Annotated in this window: 21 protein-coding genes and 1 tRNA gene; 5 read left to right on the top strand and 17 right to left on the bottom strand. The window is 61.8% G+C overall.

The features are described 5' to 3' along the window. Positions 1-33 precede the first annotated feature (33 nt). The 3 genes from BWR02_RS06485 to BWR02_RS06495 form a co-directional block, all read right to left on the bottom strand. Positions 34-1281, bottom strand: a complete 1248-nt coding sequence (locus tag BWR02_RS06485) for a ribonucleotide-diphosphate reductase subunit beta (RefSeq protein WP_139556945.1) — start codon at positions 1279-1281, stop codon at positions 34-36. A gap of 84 nt (positions 1282-1365) precedes the next feature. Next, complete coding sequence (locus BWR02_RS06490) at positions 1366-1611, bottom strand: type II toxin-antitoxin system HicB family antitoxin (RefSeq protein ID WP_139556946.1); 246 nt, start codon at positions 1609-1611, stop codon at positions 1366-1368. A gap of 919 nt (positions 1612-2530) precedes the next feature. Next, positions 2531-5422 carry a ribonucleoside-diphosphate reductase subunit alpha gene (locus tag BWR02_RS06495; RefSeq protein WP_139556947.1) on the bottom strand — a complete coding sequence of 964 codons (2892 nt, stop codon included), beginning with the start codon at positions 5420-5422 and terminating at the stop codon, positions 2531-2533. A 295-nt stretch (positions 5423-5717) separates the two neighbouring features. Here BWR02_RS06495 and BWR02_RS06500 point away from each other — a divergent pair, with 295 nt between their 5' ends. Continuing rightward, positions 5718-6857, top strand: coding sequence for an AI-2E family transporter (locus BWR02_RS06500; protein WP_139556948.1), 1140 nt, complete (start codon positions 5718-5720; stop codon positions 6855-6857). Positions 6858-6885: 28 nt separating this feature from the next. Here BWR02_RS06500 and BWR02_RS06505 read toward each other — a convergent pair whose 3' ends face one another. The 5 genes from BWR02_RS06505 to BWR02_RS06525 all read right to left on the bottom strand — a co-directional run bounded on the left by BWR02_RS06505 (position 6886) and on the right by BWR02_RS06525 (position 11207). After that, positions 6886-7908 carry an NAD(P)/FAD-dependent oxidoreductase gene (locus BWR02_RS06505; protein ID WP_139556949.1) on the bottom strand — a complete coding sequence of 341 codons (1023 nt, stop codon included), beginning with the start codon at positions 7906-7908 and terminating at the stop codon, positions 6886-6888. A 95-nt stretch (positions 7909-8003) separates the two neighbouring features. Further along, the gene (locus tag BWR02_RS06510; protein WP_139556950.1) at positions 8004-9584 is read right to left on the bottom strand and encodes a peptide chain release factor 3; all 1581 of its coding nucleotides are present in this window, start codon (positions 9582-9584) and stop codon (positions 8004-8006) included. A 236-nt stretch (positions 9585-9820) separates the two neighbouring features. After that, the gene (locus BWR02_RS06515; RefSeq protein ID WP_139556951.1) at positions 9821-10075 is read right to left on the bottom strand and encodes a GlsB/YeaQ/YmgE family stress response membrane protein; all 255 of its coding nucleotides are present in this window, start codon (positions 10073-10075) and stop codon (positions 9821-9823) included. Positions 10076-10524: 449 nt separating this feature from the next. Beyond that, positions 10525-10944 carry a L,D-transpeptidase family protein gene (locus BWR02_RS21625; protein WP_201276182.1) on the bottom strand — a complete coding sequence of 140 codons (420 nt, stop codon included), beginning with the start codon at positions 10942-10944 and terminating at the stop codon, positions 10525-10527. 187 nt (positions 10945-11131) lie between these two features. Beyond that, a tRNA-Lys gene (locus tag BWR02_RS06525) sits at positions 11132-11207 on the bottom strand. 124 nt (positions 11208-11331) lie between these two features. Between BWR02_RS06525 and BWR02_RS06530 the strand changes: the two genes are divergently transcribed. After that, positions 11332-12156 carry a hypothetical protein gene (locus BWR02_RS06530; protein WP_139556952.1) on the top strand — a complete coding sequence of 275 codons (825 nt, stop codon included), beginning with the start codon at positions 11332-11334 and terminating at the stop codon, positions 12154-12156. Between the two features lie 76 nt (positions 12157-12232). On the opposite strand, the gene galU is transcribed toward BWR02_RS06530, so the two are convergent. The 8 genes from galU to BWR02_RS06570 all read right to left on the bottom strand — a co-directional run bounded on the left by galU (position 12233) and on the right by BWR02_RS06570 (position 18903). Further along, positions 12233-13111 carry a UTP--glucose-1-phosphate uridylyltransferase GalU gene (galU, locus tag BWR02_RS06535; RefSeq protein ID WP_139556953.1) on the bottom strand — a complete coding sequence of 293 codons (879 nt, stop codon included), beginning with the start codon at positions 13109-13111 and terminating at the stop codon, positions 12233-12235. 23 nt (positions 13112-13134) lie between these two features. Beyond that, on the bottom strand, positions 13135-13734 hold the full coding sequence (cysC, locus tag BWR02_RS06540) for an adenylyl-sulfate kinase (RefSeq protein WP_139556954.1): 600 nt from the start codon (positions 13732-13734) through the stop codon (positions 13135-13137). 159 nt (positions 13735-13893) lie between these two features. Beyond that, the gene (locus BWR02_RS06545; RefSeq protein WP_139556955.1) at positions 13894-14814 is read right to left on the bottom strand and encodes a carotenoid biosynthesis protein; all 921 of its coding nucleotides are present in this window, start codon (positions 14812-14814) and stop codon (positions 13894-13896) included. A gap of 64 nt (positions 14815-14878) precedes the next feature. Further along, positions 14879-15427, bottom strand: coding sequence for a putative Fe-S cluster assembly protein SufT (gene sufT, locus BWR02_RS06550; protein ID WP_139556956.1), 549 nt, complete (start codon positions 15425-15427; stop codon positions 14879-14881). Then, positions 15417-16172, bottom strand: a complete 756-nt coding sequence (locus BWR02_RS06555; RefSeq protein WP_139556957.1) for an SDR family NAD(P)-dependent oxidoreductase — start codon at positions 16170-16172, stop codon at positions 15417-15419. Before BWR02_RS06555 ends, sufT begins: the two co-directional genes overlap by 11 nt. Beyond that, the gene (locus BWR02_RS06560) at positions 16169-16861 is read right to left on the bottom strand and encodes an HAD family hydrolase (protein ID WP_139556958.1); all 693 of its coding nucleotides are present in this window, start codon (positions 16859-16861) and stop codon (positions 16169-16171) included. The genes BWR02_RS06555 and BWR02_RS06560 overlap by 4 nt, the downstream gene beginning before the upstream one ends. Next, the gene (gene ubiG / locus BWR02_RS06565) at positions 16862-17572 is read right to left on the bottom strand and encodes a bifunctional 2-polyprenyl-6-hydroxyphenol methylase/3-demethylubiquinol 3-O-methyltransferase UbiG (RefSeq protein ID WP_139557102.1); all 711 of its coding nucleotides are present in this window, start codon (positions 17570-17572) and stop codon (positions 16862-16864) included. Continuing rightward, positions 17572-18903 (bottom strand): TRZ/ATZ family hydrolase, encoded by a 1332-nt coding sequence (locus BWR02_RS06570; RefSeq protein ID WP_139556959.1) that lies wholly within the window; start codon positions 18901-18903, stop codon positions 17572-17574. Before BWR02_RS06570 ends, ubiG begins: the two co-directional genes overlap by 1 nt. A gap of 107 nt (positions 18904-19010) precedes the next feature. Between BWR02_RS06570 and BWR02_RS06575 the strand changes: the two genes are divergently transcribed. The 3 genes from BWR02_RS06575 (at position 19011) to BWR02_RS06585 (ending at position 21752) form a co-directional block, all read left to right on the top strand. Next, on the top strand, positions 19011-20222 hold the full coding sequence (locus BWR02_RS06575; protein ID WP_236101990.1) for a pyridoxal phosphate-dependent aminotransferase: 1212 nt from the start codon (positions 19011-19013) through the stop codon (positions 20220-20222). 196 nt (positions 20223-20418) lie between these two features. Then, positions 20419-21213, top strand: coding sequence for a ParB/RepB/Spo0J family partition protein (locus tag BWR02_RS06580; protein WP_139556960.1), 795 nt, complete (start codon positions 20419-20421; stop codon positions 21211-21213). Positions 21214-21428: 215 nt separating this feature from the next. After that, a complete protein-coding gene (locus tag BWR02_RS06585; RefSeq protein WP_162560050.1) occupies positions 21429-21752 on the top strand; it encodes a hypothetical protein in 324 nt (107 codons plus the stop codon). A gap of 451 nt (positions 21753-22203) precedes the next feature. Here BWR02_RS06585 and BWR02_RS06590 read toward each other — a convergent pair whose 3' ends face one another. Beyond that, a complete protein-coding gene (locus BWR02_RS06590) occupies positions 22204-24375 on the bottom strand; it encodes a zeta toxin family protein (protein WP_139556962.1) in 2172 nt (723 codons plus the stop codon). Positions 24376-24468 lie beyond the last annotated feature (93 nt).

Consider the following 24468-nt stretch of genomic DNA (forward strand, 5'->3'; position numbering starts at 1 on the left):
GAAGCGGCCCGCGGTCGTGGCCGCAGCGAGGCATTACTCCCAGGACAGCGCACCTCCGGTCTGGTACTCCGTGACCCGAGTTTCAAAGAAGTTCTTCTCCTTCTTCAGATCGAGCATCTCGCTCATCCAGGGGAACGGGTTGGAGGCACCCGGATATTGCTCCGGCAAACCGATCTGGCTGCAGCGCCGGTTGGCGATGAATTCCAGGTAATCCTTGAACATCGGGGCATTCAGCCCGAGCACGCCGCGCGGCATCGTGTCATGGGCATATTGCACCTCGATGTCGACCGCCTCGCGGATCATGTCGATGATCTGCTGCTTGAACGAGTCGGTCCACAGGTGCGGATTCTCGATCTTGATCTGGTTGATCACGTCGATGCCGAAGTTCATGTGCATGGACTCGTCGCGCAGAATGTACTGAAACTGTTCGGCCGTGCCGGTCATCTTGTTCCGCCGGCCCATCGACAGCACCTGCACGAAGCCCACGTAAAAGAAAATGCCCTCGAAGATCACGTAGAACGCGATCAAATCCCGCAGCAGACGTTGGTCGGCTTCCGGGGCGCCCGTCGAGAACGTAGGGTCGCCCAGGGATTGGGTGAAGGGCAGGGCCCACTCGGCCTTGCGCGCGACCGCCGGCAACTCGCGGTACATGTTGAAGACTTCGCCCTCGTCCATGCCCAGCGATTCGACGACGTACTGGTAGGCGTGGGTGTGCAGCGCTTCCTCGAAAGCCTGCCGCAGCAAGTACTGCCGGCATTCCGGATTCGTGATATGGCGATACAGGGCAAGTACGAGATTGTTCGCGACCAGCGAGTCGGCCGTCGAGAAAAAGCCCATATTGCGCTTGATGATCGTACGTTCGTCCTCGGTCAGGCCGTCCGCGCTCTTCCATAGCGCGATGTCCGCATTCATGTTGATCTCCTGCGGCATCCAATGGTTGGCGCAAGCATCGAGATACTTCTGCCAGGCCCACTTGTATTTGAACGGGACGAGTTGGTTCAGATCGGCGCGACAGTTGATGATTTGCTTGTCGTCGACCTGTATCCGCTTGGCCCCCATCTCGATCGCTTCGAGCCCGGTAGCGCCGGTTGCCCGTGAGACCATTGGCGGGCGGATCTCAGCAGCGGGATGAGGAACGGGCGCGACAGCGGCTGGCGCCGGGATCTCCTTGATCTGCGCCGGCGGTTCGACCGCCGTCTCGAAGTCCAGGCTCAGTGGCTTCTCGGGTCTTGTCTGGAGTCCCGGCAGGTTGGCCAGCGGATTGTCCCAGTTGAGTTCCATCGTCTTGCTACCTTGAAACAGCGGTGAAAAAAGGGTGTGGTGATTGTGGTCTATAGTCGGCGCCGAGCATGAGTAGGGGGCTCGTCAGGCTGCCTCGGCGCGCTTGGGATTACGTATGGTGATTATCGGGTCGTGATTGGCTGGCGGTGCGGTCAGGCCCTGTTGGAGGACTTGTTCGATATGTTCCCGCATACCCCAGCGCGCGCGGTAGATGCAGTCGTCGATCGAGAAGCCGACACCGGCGAAGCCGTCGAGGTCGGGGGAATGGAATCCATAGCGTTCGGGGTTTTCGGTGGTTTCGATGATCAGGGAGTAGGGTAGGTCGATCATGGCATGTCCTCCTTCGTGCTCTTTTTTCTTGTGGTGCTTCGCGCTTCCAGCGACATGACCGTCCCTAATGGGCGAATTGGCTGTCGGCGGCCGTCATTTTGCTGGAGAAATACCTTTTTTGGTGCGGGGTCTCGCCCCCGCGGGCGAGTGACTTTTCTTTGCGCGGCCAAAGAAAAGTCACCAAAAGAAAGGCCGCCCGGCGACTTGCCGCTACGCGGTTCCCTGCGCGTCTCGTCGCGGCCGGGCGCGGCAGACGGGCTGTCCTAGCCCGGCTGCCGCATGACCGCATCCCTGCGGTCACCCTTCGGGCTGTTTCCGTCCGTGCCTGCGATGCTCGGCTGCGTCGAACGGGAGAAGTCATCTGGGCTATTCGGCATCGCTTTGGGTCAGCGCTTCGAGAACAAAGCAATCAGAGATACAAGAAAACTAAGGAATGCCCAGATCCCTTGTTTGTCATTTAACCGTTCGAATTGCCGTTTGAGCCAAGTAGTATTTCCTTCTAGTAGGCCCTTCTCGGTAAGGTTGAAGAATGGACTGTCAGCACCATCCGTTCTGATAAGCCCTTCCTCCTTAAGCTGATCGAATACAATATTTGCCTTCGGACGGATTTCGCCATCAACGGAGGGAAATCGAGCGCTATTTCTAGGACACAAAATCGGTACCGCAGAATTGACGACTGCCCTATATACCCATTTTTGAGACACCGACCTACCAACCTTTTCAAGTATTTTCGACGGCTAGTTTCGAGCAACATTCAGTTGCTTCCCTCTGAACAGGCTAGGATGGAGGGGTCAAGACGCACAGGATTTCCGACAGCGACCGGAGAAGCGCTGGCGGCTGTGCGTCCCACCCGTTCTGATGACCGTCTGGCCTGTTTGTCGGGCTGAAGCCCGGCCTTGCGGCCCGACCGACATTCGGCTTACTGGCATGCCTCGCAGGTCGGGTCGTCGATCAGACAGGCCTTGCCCTCGGTCGCCGCCTGGCGGGGCAGGGCATCGTCGATCGGGTCAGTCTTGACGGCGTTGAGCTTCCCGTCGAAGGCGGTGCTCTTTTCGACGTGCGTGGCGCCCAGGGAGCGCAGGTAATAGGTCGTCTTGAGACCGCGGACCCACGCGAGCTTGTACAGCGTGTCGAGTTTCTTGCCGGAAGGCTCCGACATGTAGAGGTTCAGCGACTGCGCCTGATCGATCCATTTCTGGCGGCGGGCGCCGGCCTCGACCAGCCACCGGGCATCGATCTCGAAGGCGGTGGCGTACAACTGCTTCAGGTCCTCCGGGATGCGTTCGACATTCTGGACGCTGCCGTCGAAGTACTTGAGGTCATTGATCATGACCGAATCCCACAGATCGAGTCGCTTGAGATCCTGGACGAGGTAGGGATTGACGACGGTGAACTCGCCTGACAGGTTCGATTTGACGAACAGGTTCTGGTAGGTGGGTTCGATCGACTGGGATACGCCGCAGATGTTCGAGATCGTCGCGGTCGGTGCGATGGCCATGACGTTCGAGTTGCGCATGCCGACGGTCATTACGCGTTCGCGCAGGTCGTCCCAATCCAGCGTGAACGAGCGGTCGAGTTGGAGATAGCCGCCGCGCGCCTGCTCCAGCAGGGCGATCGCGTCATGCGGGAGAATTCCGCGGCTCCACAGCGAGCCCTGGAACGTGGAGTAGCGACCGCGTTCCTCGGCCAGATCGGTGGAAGCCTTGATCGCGTAGTAGCTGACCAGTTCCATGCTGCGATCGGCGAAGGCGATGGCTGCCTCGGACATGTACGGTATCCGCAACTGGTACAGCGCGTCCTGGAAGCCCATCACGCCCAGTCCTACCGGACGGTGCCGCAGGTTGGAGCGGCGCGCCTGCGGTACGCTGTAGTAGTTGATGTCGATGACGTTGTCGAGCATCCGCAATGCTGTGCCGACGGTGCGCTTGAGCTTGGGCACGTCGAGTTGCCCATCGGCGCCGATGTGTGCCGACAGGTTCAGCGAACCCAGGTTGCAGACGGCGATCTCGGAGTCGTTCGTATGCAGCGTGATCTCGGTGCACAGGTTCGAAGAGTGCACTGCACCCACATGCTGGTTCGTGTAACGGATATTGCAGGGATCCTTGAAGGCGATCCACGGGTGGCCGGTCTCGAACAGCATCGAGAGCATCTTGCGCCATAGCTGTAGCGCAGGCAGGCGCTTGAAGACCTGCAATTCGCCGCGATCGGCCTTTTCTTCATAGGCGCGATAGCGCTCTTCGAAGGCGGTGCCGGTCAGGTCATGCAGATCGGGCGTGTCATTCGGCGAAAACAGGGTCCAGTCGCCTTCCTCGGCGACCCGCTTCATGAACAGGTCGGGAACCCAGTTCGCGGTGTTCATATCGTGGGTCCGGCGGCGGTCGTCGCCGGTGTTTTTGCGCAGTTCCAGGAACTCCTCGATGTCGAGGTGCCAGGTTTCGAGATAGGCGCAGACTGCGCCCTTGCGTTTGCCGCCCTGGTTCACGGCCACGGCCGTGTCATTGGCGACCTTCAGAAAGGGCACCACGCCCTGGGATTTGCCGTTCGTACCCTTGATGTGGGCGCCCATCGCGCGGACCTGCGTCCAGTCGTTGCCGAGGCCGCCGGCGAACTTGGACAGCATCGCGTTGTCCTTGATGGCACCGTAGATGCCATCCAAGTCGTCGGGGACGGTCGTCAGATAACACGAGGACAACTGCGGGCGCAGGGTGCCCGAATTGAACAGGGTTGGGGTGCTCGACATGAAGTCGAACGAGGAGAGGAGGTCGTAGAACTCGATCGCGCGGGTTTCGCGGTCAACCTCGTTGATCGCCAGCCCCATCGCGACCCGCATGAAGAAGGCTTGCGGGAGCTCAATTCGCACGCCATTGCTGTGGATGAAGTAGCGGTCGTAAAGGGTCTGCAGACCCAGATAGCTGAACTGCAAATCCCGTTCCGGCTTCAGGGCCTGTGCCAGACGCGGCAGGTCGTACCGGGTCAGTTCGGACGACAGCAGTTCGAGTTCGGCGCCGTGCTTGATGTAGCGGGCGAAATAGTCGGGATAAAGTTCGGTGATTTCCTGCTGGGTGGCTTCGAGATGTCGACCTTCGATGAAGCTGAGCGCCTCACGACGAGCGATATCGAGCAGGAGGCGCGCCGCGACATAGGAGTAATCGGGTTCCTGTTCGATGCGGGCGCGGGCGCTCATGACCAGCGTGGGAACGACGTCGCTTTCCGGCACGCCATCGAACAGGTTACGGTGCGCGTCGGTGAGGATCCAGTCGGCGTCGACCCCGCTCAGGCCGCGGCAGGCTTCGCGCACCAGTCGCTCCATCCGCGCGCGGTCGAGCGGGCGGGTCGTGCCGTCCGGGAAGGTGACGCTCAGCGCGGTGTCCTCGTCCGGGCGGGTCTCCTCCTTCGCCGCTTCGGCCCGCAGCCGCGCGCGCTCTTCGCGGTAGAGGACATAGGCGCGCGCGACCTTGTGGTGGCCGCTGCGCATCAAGCCGAGTTCCACCTGATCCTGCACATCCTCGATGTGCAGCGTCCCGCCGGATGGCAGACGGCGCAGCAGCGCCTTGACGACCTGATCGGTCAATTCGTCCACTGCGTCGTGAATGCGCCGACTGGCCGCTGCGCTGCCGCCTTCGACCGCCAGGAAAGCCTTCGTGATCGCCACCGTGATCTTGCTGGCGTCGAAGGACGTGACCTTGCCGTTGCGCCGGATGACCTTCAATTCCCCCGGCGCGACGCTGCGCAGTTCCACCGGAACGGTTGTCGGCGGGGTGGGCGGAAGGGGGCGGGCGTTTTGGGTGGCGAGAGCGGATTCGGATTCCATGCAGCGCTCCTGTGCGGTATCGGGATGGTGATCGGATCGAACGGCTGACACTATACGATGTGGTTTTCGCTAGCGTCAAGCACAAGATACTGTGTTTTTTCTGTGCAGATGCTGTGGATAAGCTGTGTTCTGAAGCAGTACCTGCGCGCGCGTCGGCGCTATCGCAGGCCGGGCGGGACAGGGTTCTTCGGGGCTTGGGGCGCGGTGCTGCAGATCCGCGTCGTCGCGTTCGCCTTATCCTGGGCAGGGCTTTGTTGTAGACTCAGCCGCCTGATTAAGGAGGGCCCGGGAGAACATGCAATCCGTCCGCGAATGGCTGAGTGACTGGGTGCGGCGCGTACTGCCCAATTCGCAGGCGGTTTCGTTCGCGCTGTTGCTCACCCTGGGCTTCGTCGTGGTCGTCGGTCTGGCCGACATGTTGATGCCGGTCTTTGCGGCCGGTGTGATTGCCTATCTGCTGGAAGGGATCGTCGCGATCGGCGTGCGCGAACGGCTGCCGCGGCTGATTGCCGTCATCGTCGTCTATATCTTCTTTCTTGCTTTTGTCTTCTTCACCTTCTTCGCGCTGTTGCCGCTCCTATACCAGCAGACGGCACAGTTGATCGAACAGCTGCCGGCGTGGGTCGGTCGTGGACAGGTGCTCGTGTTGCAGCTGCCGGAACTGTATCCGGAGTTCATCACGACCGAGCAAACCTACGAGTTCATGAATACGATCCGGCGCGAGTTGCTCGCCTACGGCCAGTCGATGCTGACCTACTCGTACTCGTCCCTCGTCAGCGCACTGACCGTGCTGGTGTACGCGATTCTCGTGCCGATGCTGGTGTTCTTCTTCATGAAGGACAAAGACCGGATCATCGGCTGGTTCAATCAGTATCTGCCGCGCGAACGCAATCTGTCGATGCGGGTATGGCGCGAAGTCGATATGCAGATCGGCAATTACGTCCGGGGCAAGTTCATCGAGATCCTGATCCTGCTCTCGGCCAGTTACGTCACGTTCACGCTGATGGATCTGAATTACGCGCTGCTGTTGGCCGTGCTGATGGGGATCTCGGTGATCATCCCCTATGTGGGCGCGACGCTGGTGACGATTCCGGTGGTCATGGTGGCCTTCTTCGAGTGGGGGGTCACCGATGAGTTCTGGTATCTGCTGCTCGCCTACGCAATCATCCAGGCCGTCGACGGGGTCGTGCTGGTGCCGCTGCTGTTTTCCGAGGTCGTGAACCTGCATCCGGTGGCGATCATCGTCGCTATCTTGTTCTTTGGCGGGCTGTGGGGCTTCTGGGGCGTGTTCTTTGCGATTCCGCTGGCGACGCTGGTCAAGGCCGTGCTGACCGCGTGGCCGCGCTTGGGAGAAACCGGACAAGACCTCGTCGCGTTACCGCCCGATCCTCCCGAAGTCCCCGTGTTGTCGGCGCTGTCGCGGAACGACTCGTGAATTCGGGGCCGCCGCAGGACGGCGGGGTTTACCATCGGTAAGGGTGTATGGAGGTGAAGCCGTGCACCTTGGCTTTTGGATGGAAGGTGGGTGGTGTCCAGTGGCCATCGCCCAGTTCCGCCAGATGCTTCGCCAGCCACAGCGCCTGGCTGCGGATCGGCATGACATACGCGTAGATCCGGCCGTCGTCGAACTCGGCCACGTCGCCCAACGCGTAGATCGCCGGGTCTTCGGTGGCCAGATCGCTGCCGACGCAAATTCCCCGGTTCACCCGCAGTCCCGCGTCGCGCGCCAGATTTGTCCTGGGACTGAAGCCGCAGGCGACGATGATGCCGTCGTAGTCGGCAGGATCCGGCCCGGTTGCCCCCAGCACGCGTGCGCGGCCACGGTCGACCACGAAGCCCTGGACTGCGGTGTGGAGACGCAGCTCGACACCGGATGCCTGCAACACGGCCGCCAACCGGACCGAGTCCTCGTCCTCCAACTGGCGCTCCATCAGACGGGGCAGGGCATGGAACAAGGTCACCCGGTCGCCTGCCTTGGCGAGATCTGAAGATAACTCGCAGCCGATCAGGCCACCGCCGATGATGGCCCAGTTCGGGGTTCGTGCGTCATCGAGTACGGTCGTGCGGAGTCGCCGTAGGGCCAACAAGTCATCCAGGCTGTTCAGGACCCGAAACAGCGGGCGATGCGGGCGGAATGGACCCGGAACCAGCGGATCAGAGCCCACGGCCAGTACCAGCCGGTCGTAAGCCTGCGCCGATTCGGTGCCGTCCAGCTGATATCGGACCTGCCGCAGTGTGCGCTCGATCGCGACGGCCTCGGCGCCCGCGATAACCGCGATTCCGGAGTCGACGAGCGCGTCGAAGCTGCGCAGCACGATCTTCTCCTCGATGTCTGCCCGGGAAAATCCGTGCGACAGCAACGGGCGGGAATAGTAGCCATGGGTTTCGTGGGTTAGAACCGTGACGGTCGCGCTCGGGCAGGTCTTGCGCACCTCCTCCGCCAGTGTGACGCCAGCGATGCCCGAGCCGATGATGACGATGTTCACGTGTCCGCTCCTGTCGAGTGTCGCCGCCCTGAGGCCTCGGGCCGGGTTTTGGTGGTCATGGGCACGTTGCGACGCGGGAGTCCCCGCATCCGGCTTCAGAGCTCACGGGTGGCGCGGAACTCGACCTCCGGCCAGCGTTCCTTCGTCAGTTCGAGGTTGACCCGGCTGGTCGCCAGATAGACGAGGTGGCCGCTGCCGTCTTCAGCGAGATTATCGTGTGCCTTGCGTTTGAAGTCCTCGAGCTTTTTCGCATCGGCGCATTCGATCCACCGTGCGGTCGTGACCTGCACGTTGTCGTAGATGCAGTCGACGCCGTATTCGCTCTTGAGCCGGTAGGCGGTCACATCGAACTGCAGCACGCCGACGGCGCCCAGGATCAGGTCGTTGTTGCGCAGCGGCTTGAAGAGCTGCGTCGCGCCTTCTTCCGACAATTGCTGCAGGCCTTTCTGCAGCGCTTTGGACTTCAACGGATCCTTGAGTACGACGCGCCGGAACAGCTCTGGCGCGAAGTAGGGGACGCCTTCGAACTTCAACTCCTCGCCCTGGGTGAAGGTGTCGCCCACCTGCACTGTCCCGTGGTTGTGCAGGCCGATGATGTCGCCGGCGTAGGCTTCCTCGACGTTCTTTCTCGAATCGGCCTGGAAGGTGATGGCATTGGCCACCTGGATCGAGCGCTTCAACCGGACATGATGCATCTTCATGCCTTTCTGGTAACGACCCGAGCAGATGCGCAGAAAGGCGATCCTATCCCGGTGCGCCGGGTCCATGTTCGCCTGAATCTTGAACACGAAGCCCGAGAAGGGCTCTTCCGAGGCCTCCACCTTACGCTCGCGCGCCTGACGGCCCTGCGGTTCCGGCGCATAGTCGGCAAAGGTATCGAGCAATTCGAGGATGCCGAAGTTGTTGATCGCCGAGCCGAAAAAGACGGGTGTCTGCCGACCGGCCAGATAGGCGTCGAGGTCGAACCGGTGGCTAGCTCCCTGCAGGAGTTCGATTTCCTCGCGGACCTCGTCGATCTGGTCGCCCAGCACTTCGTCCAGGCGCGGGTTGTCGAGTCCCTGGATGACCTCGCCCTCGACGATGCGGTCGCCATGCGACGGGCTGAAAAGGTGAATCGTGTCGCGGTACAGATGGAACACCCCCTTGAACCGCTTGCCCATGCCGATGGGCCAGGTCATCGGCGCGCACTGGATTTTCAACACCTGCTCAACTTCGTCCAGCAACTCGATCGGTTCGCGCCCTTCGCGGTCGAGCTTGTTGATGAAGGTCAGAATCGGCGTATCGCGGAGCCGGCAAACCTCCATCAGCTTGATCGTGCGGTCCTCGACGCCCTTCGCGCTGTCGATGACCATCAGCGCCGAGTCGACGGCGGTCAGCGTGCGGTACGTGTCCTCGGAGAAATCCTCGTGTCCCGGTGTGTCGAGCAGGTTGAAAATTTTGTCGCGGTGCTCGAACTGCATGACCGAGGTGGTCACCGAGATGCCGCGCTGCTTTTCCATCTCCATCCAGTCGGACGTAGCATGGCGCGACGCCTTGCGGCCCTTTACGGTGCCGGCCAACTGGATCGCACCGCCGAACAGCAGCAGTTTTTCGGTCAGCGTGGTTTTACCGGCGTCGGGATGCGAGATGATCGCGAAGGTGCGGCGTCGGGCGGTTTCTGAGGGTAGTTGGGACATCGGGTTTTCGCGGCAGGTTCTGCGCGTATCGCCATCGCGACGATCGTTCGGGCCGCGCACGGCCAGAAAATTGGGCGTCGGAAATAAAGAAGCCCGGCGGTGCCGGGCGGTCTGGCCCCGTCTGGGGTCGACTCGGATACGCTGCAATCGAGTGCGGAAAGATACGACACCGACTGTTCGCCTGTCCAGCCGCTGCGGCCGCCGAGTCAGGCAGCTGGCTGCACCCGGCCGTATGCTCAAACGCGCTTGATCAACCCGATCAAGAACAGCAGCGCGATCGCTCCGAGCGTGGCCGTCGTGATCGATCCGGCCAGCCCGCTCCCCGCCGCGATGCCGAAAAAGCCCAAGAGCTGGCCGCCGATGACGGATCCGGCGATCCCGATCACAATGTTGCTCAACAGGCCGTAGCCGTGTCCCTTGACGATCTGGCCGGCGAGCCAGCCGGCCACGGCGCCGATGGCGAGGAAGATGAACAGGTGGGTGTAGTTCATGGCGGGTTCTCGACTGGGAATGGGCAAGGAATGGCCAAATCAGCGAAGCTCCAGGTAGGCAAGGCTTCCCGCGCTGCACGGTTGGATAGCGGTGAACGAAGCCAGGACGGTTTTTTTCAGCGTTTCATTCAGGGGCAACCCCCCTCGGCGAGATAGCGCCCGGCAACCCGCCCGTTTATACCGCGGTATTCGATACGGCACCAGCGCGGGGTCTGTTTCAGGCGCCGAGCTTGCTGTTCGGGACTCAAGGACTGGGATTCCTGAAAACCCGGTCCGCCCCGATGACCGAGGTTACGGCTGCAACGGCCGCCGGCTGGAATCGCTCCGAGCTTGCTTGCTCCCGTTCCGGGCGCTGAGCGGATATTGAGCACAGCCCCGTTTGGTATGCCGGTCGCCCCTAAGCAATCCGGCCCGTCTGCAGCGATCGGCGAAACCCGGCACCGAGACGGTCAACAGCAGTGTCCGCACGAGGCGGATTGGGCGGGTTTTGCGGGTGCTGACAGTCGCCGGCACGGCCGTGATGAGATCAGGTCGCGTCGCGGGCATCTGCGAGGATCCGAAAGCCCGGTTGGGTTCGGGTCTCGAGCGCTGCCGGCCGATCCGTGATGACGATCCGTGATGACCAGTGATGCGCCGGGTTCGAGCAGATCGTAGACGCGTTGCGCGAACTGGGCCGGTACTCGGATGCGGCCTGCGAGGTAAGGCATAGGCGCGGCCGCAGCAGTGCTCGACACAGGGTGCGTGTCCTTTCCAAGCACGCTGAAGACGCCCGTCGGCGTCTCATGGACCGGTTTGCCGGTGCTGACCGTGGAGGCGCCGATACACACGCCGTTGCGATACACGTAGGCTCGCGGCTCCGGTATGCTCACGATAATTACGAGAGCGGTCCGCTAGGCGAGCGCTCGGGATGCCAGGTTGGCATCGTCGAGGTTACCGGTGTGGTGCGGAGTGTGGACTGCCGCGCGTTGGGAGCAAAGGGACCCGGCCAGGGTGTGATCGGGCTTTGCACCGTCGCCATTCGCCGGCGGCGAGCGAACGCGAGTGTTACGTTGATGATGGTGGGCCGTGCTGGATTCGAACCAGCGACCACTGCATTAAAAGTGCAATGCTCTACCGACTGAGCTAACGGCCCCAAAGCACGCTATGGTAGCGTTGCAGCGTTGTCGAATCAAGTTTCGGGCCAGCGGGACCGGCCATTCCGATGCGCGTTCCCAATCCCGAACTCAGCAGCAATAGGGTCTTTATTCGGCTTTTTCATGACGCGATTCACCAAGCCCGGGATACTCGCAAAGGGCGATCTTCGGGGAGCATTGTTCCGGCTGCCTCGGACCCTTTACGCGAGGGCACTACCGTTGGGCGTCCTGTTGCTCTGTCTGAGCGGGTGCGTGTGGCTGCGTCTGCTCGAGGTGAAAGGGCAGGTCAGCGATTTCGACCAGAATTTCCGGGTCGAGATCACTGACCGGCTCGCGCTCCGGTTCCGTCACCCGGTGATGTATGCGGAGGATTTCCGCTATCTGACGGAACTGGAGCCGACCCGCATCGAGCCGAACCCGCCGGGGATGCGCTGGACCGTCGATTTCCACAAGCTGGATACGCACGGGAAGGTCGAACTGCCCAGGAAGACCTTGAGCTTCTGGATGGACTTCAACGCCGAACAGAAGCTTTCCGGTTTTGCGTTTTCGCCGCTCTTTCTGGCCATGGCTCCGCCGGAGTTTCTCGAAGCGTCGATCCGTTCGTTGGGGAAGGGCAGCGTGGATACCGGCCATCGGCAACTCCGCGTGGACCCGCGCGATCTGCCGACGATTCATGCCCGTCTCCCAACGCGGAGCGTCATCCAGGGCATCTTCGGGAAACCTTACTCGAAGACAAAGGATGGGGAGGGTACGCGGGTCGTCTACCGCTTCCTGGCCGATGTGCGGCCGCTGACCCCCAAGGCGGAAGCAAGGCGACTGGCCGAGGTCCACCTGTTGTTTCAGGGTGCGGACGAGAGCCTGGCCCAGATGCAGGGTCGATTCGTCGGGCTCAAGCTGCGTATCGACTACCGTAAATTGCAGGGTAGTCAGAGGGTCGCTGCGGATTAGGGCCGCCGCGCCGCGGTGGAACCGTCGTCGGTCCCGCTCGCGGCGCAGCGTCGCCCGATTCTCTGTCGAGGATGACTCAGTCCAGCGACAGACCTTTCAGGTAGTCGCGAAACTGTTCAGATACTTCGTGGTGCTTCAGACCCTGCTCGACGGAAGCGATCAGGTAGCCGAGCTTCGAGCCGCAATCATAGCGTCGACCATGAAATTCGTGGGCCAGCACCGGCTCGTCGTGCAGCAGCATCGCGATGGCATCGGTCAGCTGGATCTCGCCGCCGGCGCCCCGTGGCACATAGGCCAGCTTGTCGAAGATGGCCGGGGTCAGGATGTAACGCCCGACGACCGCCAGATTCGACGGCGCTTCGGCCGGCTTGGGCTTTTCGACGATCTGATCGACTTTGCCGAGATTCGTCTCGACGGAGTGGGCCTTGACGATGCCGTAGCTTCCGGTCTCGGACGGATCGACCTGTTCGACGCCCAGGATCGAGCACTGCCACTCGTCGAAGACATGAACCATCTGGGACAGGCAGCCATTGTGGTTGTCGTCGATCATGTCGTCGGCCAGGATGACCGCAAACGGTTCGTCACCGACCACCGCCTTGGCGCAGTTGACCGCATGACCCAGGCCCAGGGCCTCTGCCTGCCGAATGTACACGCAGGTCACGTGCGGCGGCACGATCTCCTGCACGATCTTCAGCGTTTCGGTCTTGCCGCGCGCCGCCAGTTCCGTCTCGAGTTCGTAGGCTTTGTCGAAATGATCCGTGATCGAGCCCTTGCTGCGGCCGGTCACGAAGATCATGACGTCGATACCGGCCGCCACGGCCTCCTCGACCGCATACTGGATCAGCGGCTTGTCGACGATCGGAAGCATCTCCTTGGGGCTGGCCTTGGTTGCCGGCAGGAAGCGTGTGCCCATGCCCGCAACCGGAAAGACCGCTTTTCTAATCGCCTTTTTCATTGTTCAGCTCCGGAACGGTTGATTTAGGATGGCAGCTTGCCCTGGTCGCGCAGGTACTGGATGACCGCCGCCGCGCAGTTTTCGAGGCTATCGGTTCCGGTATTGACGCTGATCTCAGGATTCTCGGGGGCTTCGTAAGGTGAGGTGATCCCGGTGAAATCGGCGATCTGTCCGTCGCGAGCCTTCTTGTACAAGCCCTTGACGTCGCGATCTTCGCAGACCGTGATCGGCGCGTTGCAGTAGATCTCGATGAAATCACCGGGCGCGACCAGCGAGCGCACCAGCGCGCGGTCGCTGCGGAACGGCGAAATGAAGGCGGTCAAGGCGATCATGCCGGCTTCGACGAACAATTTGCTCAGCTCGCCGACGCGGCGGATATTCTCCTGCCGGTGTTCGGAACCGAAGCCGAGGTCGGAGCAAAGTCCGTGGCGGATATTGTCGCCGTCGAACACGAAGGTGCGGCAGCCGAGTTCGAAGAGCATTTCCTCGACGCGGTGCGCCAGGGTCGACTTTCCCGCGCCCGAGAGACCGGTAAACCAAAGAATGAAGCTCTTGTGCCCGTTGAGTTTCTCGCGATCCTCCCGTTTGACGACCGCGTTATGCCAGACGATGTTCTTGTCCATTTGCCTCCCGTTGAATGATGGATGGTCGGCCGGAAGCGGCCACGCCACTGGCTACCGGACCACATCTTATCCGAAATTGGTATCTAACGGACGCGCCGCCGTGTGCCTTGCACCACGCGACGGCAGGGCGCCCCAGGTCACGGTGCCGGGATGCAGTCGCTATGTCTCCGCTTCAGGGACGGCGTCGGCGAGTGCTGCGGCGTCGCGCCGTGCCTCTTGCTGCCACTGCGCAATCTCTGCCGCGGAGGCGCGACGCGAGGGCGAGAAAATCTGCGTGCAAGCGAGCGTCAGGATTGGCAACACGATGAAGCTGCCGGTGAATGCCTGCAATAGCAACCGGTCGCGGTCTACCTCGGGATTGCCGCTGAGCGCCACGTCCACGGTCACCTTGAGCTGAAACACAACGATTCCGGTCCAGAACAGCGGCGCGAAGAGTCCCTGGCCGGGCAGATTTCGTGTCTTGCGTTCCGAACGATGCGGCGGCGTGCCCTGGCGAAACAGATAGGCATCGACACGCTGGTTGACCCAGAGTGTCACGAGGGCAACGGCAAACCAGCCCGCATAGTTGACCAGAGGCACGCCGAAATGAATACCTGGTTCAGGATAATGGTAGATCTCGCCGAGAGCCCAGAAGCGTCCCTGCAAGGCGATCGGATCGATGACCAAATCCGTGACGACCATCAGCACCGCGCCCAGCACCAGGGTTGCCGGCCCGTTCCGAGTCTCCCGCGAAGTGATGCGCTGCACGTCCCAGCCCTGCTTCCAGAGCGGCGACAGCAAGAACTGGGCGAACGAGAAGCTCACGTAACTCAGAAAGGAAAAGGACAAACTGTCGAAGAACGGTACGCCGCAGATGAGGAGATCCCGCGTGAGTGCGGGGGCGTGATAGCTGTACCAGCCGAAGGGTATCCCATGGTTGATACTGCTCCATTCGGCGAGGAAAGCCACGAGATAACCCGAGACCATCCAGAGGAACGTGCGCTTCCAGCCCTGTTCGAGGTAGGAAAGCGCCAGGAAAGCCAGCATGAAGACGGTCACATAGGGCCGAAAGCTCAGCGACCACAGCAGGTTTTCGAACATCCTACAGATCCGTTTCCCTGGCGGCGGCCGGCGGGTAACGCGGCGTTTTGAGGCTGGCGCGGTCTCAGAACATGCCAAGCTGGAGTTTGGCGACTTCGGACATCATCTCACGCGACCAGGGTGGGTCGAACACCACTTCGACGCCCACCTCGGCCACGCCCGGGAGGCTCTTGACGCCGGCCTCGATGTCCTGTTGCAGGATGGGACCCATCCCGCAGCCCGGTGCGGTCAATGTCATGATGATCTCGACGCGGTGTTGCCCCTCAGCAATCGGGATTACCCGGCAGCTGTAGATCAGTCCCAGGTCGGCCACATTGACCGGGATCTCGGGGTCGTAGATCGTCTTGAGCACTTCCCAGACATTCTGCTCGACCGTCTCGGCATCGAGCCCGTGTGCGATCTGACCGGCGATGGCGGGTTCCTTGCCCAGCGCATCGGCATCGACCGCAGCGATACGCACCATATAACCGCGCTCGGTCGTCACCGTGAAATTGCCCCCGAGCTGCTGATACAGCGTCACGATATGCCCTTTCGGCAGGACGCCGGGCGTCCCGTCGGGTATCTGAACCATATTGACGTCCCGCTGCAGAACGATGCTTTCGTTACCGTACATGCACTTGACCTGTGGTATCAACGTTTGGAATCGGTCGGCCGGACGCGAGACTGGTTCCCGCAGCCGCCAACAATTCGATCAGTTTTGGGCAGAGCTGGCCGGCCTCCGGCAGGTCCGTACGGCCGCTACCGGGGAAAGCCCGCAGGTACACCGGCGACCGGTACGGGCCAGGCAGAAAGGTGTGGATGCGAACCTTTCCCGCGGCGGCGGTTTCCTCCGCAAGAATGGTCGCGAGACCTTCCATCGCCATCTTGCTGATGCCGTAGGCACCCCAGTAGGCCTTGCCGGCCCGCGCTGCGGTGTCCGACACGAAGACGATCGAGGCATCGCCGGTACGGTTCAACAGCGGCAGCACGGCGCGGGTCAGTTGCAGCGGAGCGGAACAGTTCACCTTGAGGGCACGCTCGACTTCGCGCGCACCGAGATCGACGATGGGGCCCAGCACCCCGGCATCGTTCGCCGCGTGCAGAATCCCGTGCAGTCCCCCGAGTTCAGCTTCGACGCGCTCGGCGAGTTCGGCAAAGTCGGCTTCGCTCGCGCCCTCCAGATCCAGCGGGTAGAGTAGGACGGTGGCACTGGCATCGGCGGCCATGATCTCGTCGTACAAACGTTCCAGACCCCGGAGATTCTTGTCGACCAGAACGACGGTGGCCCCCGCGGCGACACAGGCAGATGCGGCCGCGCGCCCCAGGGTGCCGGCGGCACCGGAAATCAGGAGAGTGCGTTCTTCCAGCAAGCGGTTCATGAAAGTTGGGCGATGAGCCGCGGCCGCAGCCAGCCGAGAAGCTCAGTTGGGGTGGATAGGGTTCCATCGGCACCCCATGCGTCGGGGCGGTCATCCGCGGTCAAATAGCCGTAGGTAGCGGCGAGGGTCATCATCTCGGCGCGTTGTCCGGCCTCGATGTCGGAGCGGGCGTCACCGACGTAGACACAGGCCGCAGCCGGCTGACCGATACGCCGGCAGGCTTCGTTCAACGGCAGCGGGTCGGGTTTGCGCCGTGCCGTGGTGTCGCCGCTGATCACGGCGCGAGCCCGTTCGTTGAGTCCGAAGGCAGCGACCAGGGGATCTGTAAACCTCGTGAGTTTGTTCGTCACGATACCCCAGGGGATGCCGCGACGATCGAGTTCATCGAGCACTGCAGGAATACCCTCGAACGGATGCGTCTGCCGGGCGAGATTGTTTCCATAGAAGGCGAGGGCCGAGGCGAGCGCCGCATCAAGGATTGCTGATTCTTCGATGGGAATCACCGTCCGCAGCATCGCTGCGACGCCATGCGAAATCAGGGGTTGCAGGCGCTTGCTTGGCTGTTCCGGCAGTCCGACTCCGGCCAGTGCCTGGTTGACTGCAACGATCAGGTCGGGCGCGGTGTCGAGCAACGTGCCGTCGAGGTCGAACAACACGCCTTGCACCGGCGAGGTCGGGCGGCTCGCCATTCAGTCCAGAGGCCTCTCGAACGCTGCGAGATAGTTCACATCCAGGTCGTCGCTCAATTCGAACCTGTCCCACAGCGGGTGATAACTGATGCCGCGCAGGTCGAGCAGCGACAGGCCGGCCGCACGGGCGTAGCCGCAGAGTTCCGACGGACGTATAAAGGTGTCGAACTGATGCGTACCGCGAGGAATCATCCGCAGTAAGTACTCGGCCGCGACGATTGCCAGCAGATAGGACTTGAGCTTCTTGTTCAGCGTCGAAAAAAAGACCTTGCCGCCGGGCCGCACGAGTTGCGTACAGCTGCGCACGATCGAGTCAGGGTCGGGCACATGCTCCAGCATCTCCATGCAGGTGACGACATCGAAGGCTCCGGGTTGCTCGCGTGCCAGTGCTTCGACGCTGATGCAGCGGTAATTCACGGCAAGCGCTCTGGCCTGCGCGTGCTGACGAGCGGCGTCCAGCACTTGTTCGCTGAGGTCGATACCGAGCGCTGCGGCGCCGGCATCGGCGAGTCCCTCGGTCAGGATGCCGCCGCCGCAACCGACGTCCACCGCAACGCTGCCCGCCAGCTTGGCGTGCTCCCGTATGAAGTTCACACGGAGCGGATTGACCGCATGCAGTGTTTTCAGTTCACCGCGCGGATTCCACCAGTCATGCGCCTTGCCGCCGAACTTGGCGATCTCGGCTTCGTGCACATTGATTCCTGCCGTCATCATGTTTCGATCTCCTTGTCTGCGGCCCGAAGCTTGTGGCGCCAACCTTCGCTTCTGTCACAAATCTCCGCGGTGTCGAGTGTCGTCAACTCCCGGTCGTTCAATAAGTGCCGGCCGGCAACCCAGACGTCGCTGATGTGGTGCCGGCTGGCCGCGTAGATCAGATCCGACACCGGGTCGAACAGGGGCAGCGTTTCGATTTCACCGAGTTTGACCGCAGCGCAGTCAGCATATTTGCCGACGCTCAGCGAGCCGATCTGATCACCCAGGCCCAGTGCTTGGGCGCCATTCAGTGTGGCCATGCGCAGTGCGGTGTGGGCCGGTAACGCGGCAGCGTCGCCCGCGACGGCCTTGGCCAGCAAGGCAGCGGTACGGGTCTCGCCGAGCACGTCCAGGTCGTTGTTGCTGGCGGCCCCATCCGTGCCGATGGCGACATTGACCCCCGCCTGTAGCAAGCGATGAACGGGGCAGAAGCCGCTGGCCAGTTTGAGGTTCGATTCGGGACAATGCACGACGCTGGCGCCGCTTTCGGCCAGTGCGGCGATCTCCTCGTCGGTCAGTTGGGTCATATGCACCGCCACAAGCTGGGGACCCAGGACATCCAGTTGCTGCAGTCGCTTGAACGGCCGCATGCCGTAGGCGCGTCGCCCCTCGCTGACTTCGTCGGCCGTTTCGTGCAGATGGACGGTCACGGGACAGTCCAGTTCGGCGGCCAGGGTCTGCATGCGCCGGAACACCGGATCCGAAACCGAGTAGGGCGCATGCGGTGCGAAGCCGGTCGTCACCAGAGGCTGGTGACGCATCTCGTCATGTAGCGCAAGACCCTTGGCGAAATACTCGTCCGCTGTCTGTGCCCAGTTGCTCGGAAAATCGACCAGGATCATGCCGATCGCGGCACGCATGCCGATACGGATACATTGCCGGGCAGCCACCTCGGGATAGAAATACATGTCGTTGAAGCACGTGACGCCGCCTCGGAGCATCTCGGCGATGGCCAGATCCACGCCGTCGCGCACGAAGCTCTCGCTCACCCAACGTTGTTCCAGGGGCCAGATGTGGTCCTGCAGCCACTCCCGCAATGGCCGGTCGTCGGCGATGCCGCGCATCAGTGTCATCGCGGCATGGGTATGGGCATTGACGAGGCCGGGTATCAGCGCGTGCTGAGCCAGCGTCTTGCGTTGTGAAGCGTCATAGCGGCGGTGGGCTTCCTCGGCCGGCAGCAGATCCAGGATCCGCCCGCCGTCCACTATCAGGGCATGATCCTCGTAGACCGCGCCCTCGGGCTCCACGGGGATGATCCAACGTGCTTCGATTAACCAGTCGACCTGCATGATCTATAAACCGAGCTTTACGCTAGACAATACCATGTCTGGCGGGCCCTTGCACGGGCGCCAGCCGCAGCGGAATCCGTCCCGGCTAACCGCGTTACACTGTGGCCTTGATTTTGTTTCCAACCCTGCCGCGACTCGTCATGGACTCTTTCCGCAAACTCAGCAATCGCATCGCGGCCGTTCAGACCCCTGTGATTCCGCAGATCGCGGCACTTATCCGCGAGCACCCTCATTGCATCTCGCTGGGGCAGGGGGTGGCCTGGTATGGCCCGCCTCCCGAGGCGCAGGCCGCGTTGCATGGGTTCTTTGCCGAGCCCGCTCATCATCGTTACGGCCCGGTCGATGGCATTCCAGACCTCAAAGCGGTGATTGCACAAAAACTGTCGACGGAGAACGGCTGCCATGGTGAGTCTGCCGGCCGCATCATCGTGACCGCCGGCGCCAACATGGGTTTCCTGAATGCCGTGCTGGCGATCGCCGATCCGGGCGACGAGATCATCCTGCCATCACCGTATTACTTCAACCAGGAGATGGCAGTCCGCATCGCCGGCTGCCGGCCGGTGTTGGTCCCGACCGATGACGACTATGGACTGCGTCTCGACCTGCTGAGAGCGGCGATCGGCGAGCGGACCCGGGCGATCGTGACGGTCTCGCCGAACAATCCCACCGGCGCCATCTATCCGGAAGCGGTGCTGCGTGCGGTGAACGCCTTGTGCGCGGAGTACGGTCTCTACCACATCAGCGACGAGGCCTATGAATACTTTCTGTTCGACGATGCTCGGCACTTCTCGCCCCTCGCCATCCCGGACGCGGAGGAACACACGATTGCACTCTATTCGTTATCCAAGGCCTATGGCTTTGCGAGTTGGCGTATCGGGTACATGGTCATTCCCGCCCATCTGCACCAGGCAATCGCGAAAATCCAGGACACCAACCTGATCTGCCCCCCGCTGGTTTCTCAGCATGCGGCGGTCGGTGCCTTGGCGGCCGGTGCACGCTATTGCCAGAATAAGCTGGCGGTCACTCGGCGCGTGCGTGAAGGGGTCTTCGCAGCGTTGGGGCAGATCGGCGACCTCTGTGTATTCCCGCGCACCCGGGGCGCCTTTTATGTCCTCTTGCGGGTCACGACACGGCTGGATTCCCTGACGGTCGCCGAGCGCCTGATCCGGGAGTATGGCGTTGCTGTGATCCCGGGCCTCGCATTCGGCTGCACGGATGCTTGCGCGTTGCGCGTCGCCTATGGGGCGCTGGATGAGACGACCGCCACGGAAGGCATGCGCCGGTTGACGCGCGGTTTGCGCGCCATCTGTCGAAACTGACCATTTCGTAGTATCGGGGGGGGGTACCGGCCAAAGCCGCTGGGATCCTCGCAACGGCAGGGATTTCCTGGCGATGGGGTTGAAGCGGGCGCTTTGACCGATTTCCCGCCCTTCGGGTAAGGTGAGCCGACACAGAAGCGCGCGACGACGCGCTCCGATTCTTCCAGACATCCCCATCTTCCTCAGAGAGCGAGCAATGCTGGCAACAAAGCGGTACGAATACCTTCCGATCGGAAGCATCGAGTTTCACCATACCCTGACGAATCACCGCGAGCTCGATCGTGCCAAGGTGGCGCACCTCGAAAAGGATATCGTCGCCAATGGACTCTTGGAGCCGCTCGTGGTCTGGGAACGAAACAGCGGCGAATACTATCTGGTGGGCGGATTTCACCGGATGGAGGCGATCCAGGGGATCCGGCGAGAACATCCCGGGTACTTTGACCGCATCGACGTCCGTGTGGTCAGCGGTGATCCGGACGAGATCAAGGCGCTGAATCTGAAGCTGAACTCGGACCGGGTCGACACGCGTATCACGGACTATTTCCAGACGGTGATCTACTTGAACAATGCCAATTGGTCCAAGGCGAGGATGGCGGAGTTCTTCGACAAGAGCGTGAGCTGGATCGAGGACATCATCCGCTATGCGCCGCTGGTGACTCCGCCGATGCGGGAGAAGCTCGCGAGCGGTGACCTGTCGTGGAACCGGGCCCGCGAAATTCTGCAGAAGGCGCTCAAGGCGCCTGCCGGAAACGAGAAAGCCATCATCGACTCCGAACTGGCGAGTCCCTTGCGAGCGGTTGCCAAGCCCTTGCCGCTGGGCAGTACCTTGAAGCGGGTGTCGGGTTTGCTCGAGACGGAGCCCAAAAAGACCTTCAGAGTGACCACTCAGGACATCCATGCGTTGCTGGTGACATTGCAAGGGCGGCGTGTCGACGCGGAGCACATCGAGCGTGCGCGCAAGGCATTTCCGATACTCTGGGCGGATGATTGATGGTTTAGCGCGCGGTGCGCGGTCCGGTTCACCCGCTGCCCGCCAACGAAAATCCCAGAAATACGGTCAGGAATTCGTGCTATGCTGCATTCAGCGACTCAGGCGGATTCAGCGTTTTCGCACCCGCCGAGACATTTCAATCACACTCGACGTCGCAAGAGTGGGCCTGACGCGGAATATCGATGAAATTTCAAAAAGTAGTTTGGATGGCAGTGTTGTCGGCACTGCTGAACGGTGTGGGCCACGCGGCCGGCGGTCCGATGAACGAGGACCTGACCCCCTTGGCGGCGCCCGCGCAGAAGGTCGTTGAGGCCGGGAAGCGCGGTGAAGCGGAAGCCTTTCTGACCGAAGCCAAGGATCTCCTGGCCAAGGCCAAGGAAATGCCTGCTTCTGCCGCCCAGCAGAGAATTGTCGGCAAACTCAAGATCGCCGTCGCGGAAGGCAAGGACGGAAAATTGACCGAAGGCGTCCAGGCCGTAGAAGAAGCCATGACCGACATGAAGAAATCCGGTCCGCCCAAGTTCGGTGGCGGCACCTGATCGCCACGCCGCACTGAGCCCGGTCCCTTGCGAACCGGGCAGCGGGTTAACCTCGTGCAACCCTGCGTCGGGGGTTAACGTCGCGACAAAGTCCGTTTAAATCTGGGCGAGGTCTAGGCCGCGTTCCAGGAAACGGGTTCTGCGGGAATCGTCACGCGGGGCTGACGGGCATCACTCTACTAGACTTCATTCCGTCCCCCCGATGTTGGTTTTCCGGGGAGGCGCAAGTGATCTCGGCGACCATATGGGTACCGAGTCGGGGCGCGAAGGAACGAAGGAACGCCTATCTCCGTCTTTCGCGTTCAGCCCTAGGCCTTGCTAACTATGCGCAGCCCCCGGTGGCAGCTCCCGCTCACCGGGGACGGCGTGTCAGCCGGTCTCATCCCAGGGCGCCCATCCGCTGACAGCTTCTGTCGTCGCTCTCTGTTCTCGGCTCGCATCGGCGTGACAGTCAGGATGCCAAGGAGCCCTGCAAGCGAATGGTGCAAGGTTCCGGTGCCAGCGGGTCCACGTCGAAAGCGAGTGTCTCCGGCTTGTGCAGCAGGCCCTCGCCACCGGATGCATTCGGATTCAACTGTCGCTTTTCCACGAAATCGATCATGCGCGCGACGTTGTAGATCGCCAGCACGCGGTCCTGGTGCTGCATGGGGTAAACGAGATAACCCACGTTGTTTTCGCGTAGTCCGGGATTCCGGGCGATCAGGTCATCGATCGTGGTGGCGTCACCATCGGCGTAGGCGCGCCAGATCGAGTCGGCATGCGTTGCGCTCAGCATCCGCAACAGCGGTGCCAAGCTGTCGTGCAGTTGGGAGTCTTGAAGCTTCGTCACCTGCTCCTCCGAACAGGCAAAACTCTCGGCCACCAGATAGTGCCGATTCCGTTCGCCGTCGTTGGCGAACAGCGAGATTTTCGACAAGGCTTCGTCCTCCACCGCGCTGAGGAATGACTCCGGCGCTCGGATGTGCTTGTAGACCGTGACGACCCAGGGCAGGGCGCGGCCGGTTCGCTCATAGCGCTCCTTGACGCTGTCGATCACCGTCGATCGCACCAGTTCCCCCTCGCGCCCTTCCGGCTTCACGATGAAGGCGTCCACGGCAATCATGTGGGTATGAAATCCCGCGTCGTGGAACTTCTCGATGATCCGCGCGTAGCGGGGGCGATAAGGGATGCCGGTGCCGTCATACAACAGGTTGATGCCATCGATGCGCGCCTGATTGGCGACCAGGTCGCGCAGCCGGTTGGCGAACGGCTCGATGTAGACATAGTCGTCACTGTGGTGATTGGCGGCCGTCAACACCTGATAGAGGTCGCTCTTCTTCCGAAACTCGTCGAGTGAAGCGATCACGAAATTCTCGCCGCACTGGGCCTGCGCGATCTGCTCGACGGCGGTTTTTCCTGACCCTGCTCCGCCCATGCACATGAACAGCGTCGGGTTTGCCGTTGGCGTCTTGCCGGCGAAGATCGCTTCCTTTTCCTTGTGGAGGATGCGCATCGTCCGCAACAGCCGCTCATGGGCGATTTCGACGCCCCGCTGCAGCCGGGGGTCGTCGGCGGCCGAACTGAGCAGCTTGCGCTTCAAGGCGGAATTGGTTGCGATGTCGAAGATGGTGGCCTGTTCGCCACCGCACTGTTTGAGCAACTCCAGGACCTCGGTATGACTCTGGGCGCGCAGCCCGGTCATCATGTTGACGTCGAGGCAGAAGAGGGGGGCTGAGCCATTGCCGGGCAGGGTAATGCCGTCGATTTCCGTCTTGCCTGCAGCACGCAGGTTTTCGGTGCCGGGCAGATAGCCGACGATACGCGCCGGGTCGCAGCACGGATAGTCGGCGAAGTGGGTTTCGGACGAGAACAGCTCGTCATTCACACAGTCCACCGGAACCAGGCCACCATTGACCAGTACCAGGCAGTCCAGGCCTTCCGCCGTGCGGTGGAACAGGAACGGAATACCGGTGACAAAGCGCTTGTGCTCGGGCCATTTGCCGTAACCATTGGGCTGATTCGGCAGGCGGCGGTTCCGGCTGGGATCAAGCGCGTGCTCGAAGGCGGCGATCAAATCCTCGCGGCGGCTCCTGTGATCGTGGAGCGCCACGGCATCGCGGGCCTCGATTCGACGGAAGTCGATCCCCTGTTCGTACACGGCGCGAAAGGCCGGCAGGCGGCCGAGGGCGGTGATAAAAAAGTCCAGCGTAATCCGGTTGCCGTAGGTGAAGGGGCGCACCTGTCGCATGTTCTCGTAGAAGTCGGCCAGCCGCTCGGCGATATTGCGGGTCTCGATCACGAAGCCGTTGTTGTCGAACAGGGCGGTCTCGGCATGCTGTTCGTCATCGTAAACCAGGCGTGCAATGGTTTTGCGAAACAGCTTCCGCTTGGCCGATTCGGTCATGGTCCCTGGACGATGGCTTGCGGTGGCCTGTTCCTTCCAGTGATGGAATAGTTCACGGTGTATGCGCGAAAAGAGCGCGGTCAGGTAAGTCACCCGTTTGGTCTGGTCATGAGAGACCGTGGCCTCAGCCTCCTGCTGCAAGGCAGGCAGCAGATGGGTGCCCTGAGCGATGGCCAGGGCAGTTCGGAGTTTCCGCAACTGCTCGTCGCCGGCGATCGCGGGATGCTTGGAATAGGTCATGCTCGGAGTGATGCGCGTTGGTATGGGGTGATGTGGTTAACCGTGCGTCCGCGTCCGAGTTGCGGCTATTCGGCTGGCAAGAACCTTCCTGAT

Origin of the sequence: Methylotetracoccus oryzae (assembly GCF_006175985.1) — a bacterium.
GTDB classification, from domain to species: Bacteria; Pseudomonadota; Gammaproteobacteria; order Methylococcales; family Methylococcaceae; genus Methylotetracoccus; species Methylotetracoccus oryzae.

What these genes read in the sequence shown, in the direction of transcription:
- BWR02_RS06495 (WP_139556947.1), bottom strand. Translation starts at nt 5,422, where the DNA reads ATGGAATCCGAATCCGCTCTCGCCACCCAAAACGCCCGCCCCCTTCCG.
- BWR02_RS06515 (WP_139556951.1), bottom strand. Translation starts at nt 10,075, where the DNA reads ATGAACTACACCCACCTGTTCATCTTCCTCGCCATCGGCGCCGTGGCC.
- BWR02_RS06555 (WP_139556957.1), bottom strand. Translation starts at nt 16,172, where the DNA reads ATGAACCGCTTGCTGGAAGAACGCACTCTCCTGATTTCCGGTGCCGCC.
- BWR02_RS06590 (WP_139556962.1), bottom strand. Translation starts at nt 24,375, where the DNA reads ATGACCTATTCCAAGCATCCCGCGATCGCCGGCGACGAGCAGTTGCGG.
- BWR02_RS06500 (WP_139556948.1), top strand. Translation starts at nt 5,718, where the DNA reads ATGCAATCCGTCCGCGAATGGCTGAGTGACTGGGTGCGGCGCGTACTG.
- BWR02_RS06530 (WP_139556952.1), top strand. Translation starts at nt 11,332, where the DNA reads ATGACGCGATTCACCAAGCCCGGGATACTCGCAAAGGGCGATCTTCGG.
- BWR02_RS06580 (WP_139556960.1), top strand. Translation starts at nt 20,419, where the DNA reads ATGCTGGCAACAAAGCGGTACGAATACCTTCCGATCGGAAGCATCGAG.
- BWR02_RS06490 (WP_139556946.1), bottom strand. Translation starts at nt 1,611, where the DNA reads ATGATCGACCTACCCTACTCCCTGATCATCGAAACCACCGAAAACCCC.
- BWR02_RS06560 (WP_139556958.1), bottom strand. Translation starts at nt 16,861, where the DNA reads ATGGCGAGCCGCCCGACCTCGCCGGTGCAAGGCGTGTTGTTCGACCTC.
- cysC (WP_139556954.1), bottom strand. Translation starts at nt 13,734, where the DNA reads ATGGACAAGAACATCGTCTGGCATAACGCGGTCGTCAAACGGGAGGAT.
- galU (WP_139556953.1), bottom strand. Translation starts at nt 13,111, where the DNA reads ATGAAAAAGGCGATTAGAAAAGCGGTCTTTCCGGTTGCGGGCATGGGC.
- sufT (WP_139556956.1), bottom strand. Translation starts at nt 15,427, where the DNA reads ATGTACGGTAACGAAAGCATCGTTCTGCAGCGGGACGTCAATATGGTT.
- BWR02_RS06485 (WP_139556945.1), bottom strand. Translation starts at nt 1,281, where the DNA reads ATGGAACTCAACTGGGACAATCCGCTGGCCAACCTGCCGGGACTCCAG.
- ubiG (WP_139557102.1), bottom strand. Translation starts at nt 17,572, where the DNA reads ATGACGGCAGGAATCAATGTGCACGAAGCCGAGATCGCCAAGTTCGGC.
- BWR02_RS06570 (WP_139556959.1), bottom strand. Translation starts at nt 18,903, where the DNA reads ATGCAGGTCGACTGGTTAATCGAAGCACGTTGGATCATCCCCGTGGAG.
- BWR02_RS06510 (WP_139556950.1), bottom strand. Translation starts at nt 9,584, where the DNA reads ATGTCCCAACTACCCTCAGAAACCGCCCGACGCCGCACCTTCGCGATC.
- BWR02_RS06545 (WP_139556955.1), bottom strand. Translation starts at nt 14,814, where the DNA reads ATGTTCGAAAACCTGCTGTGGTCGCTGAGCTTTCGGCCCTATGTGACC.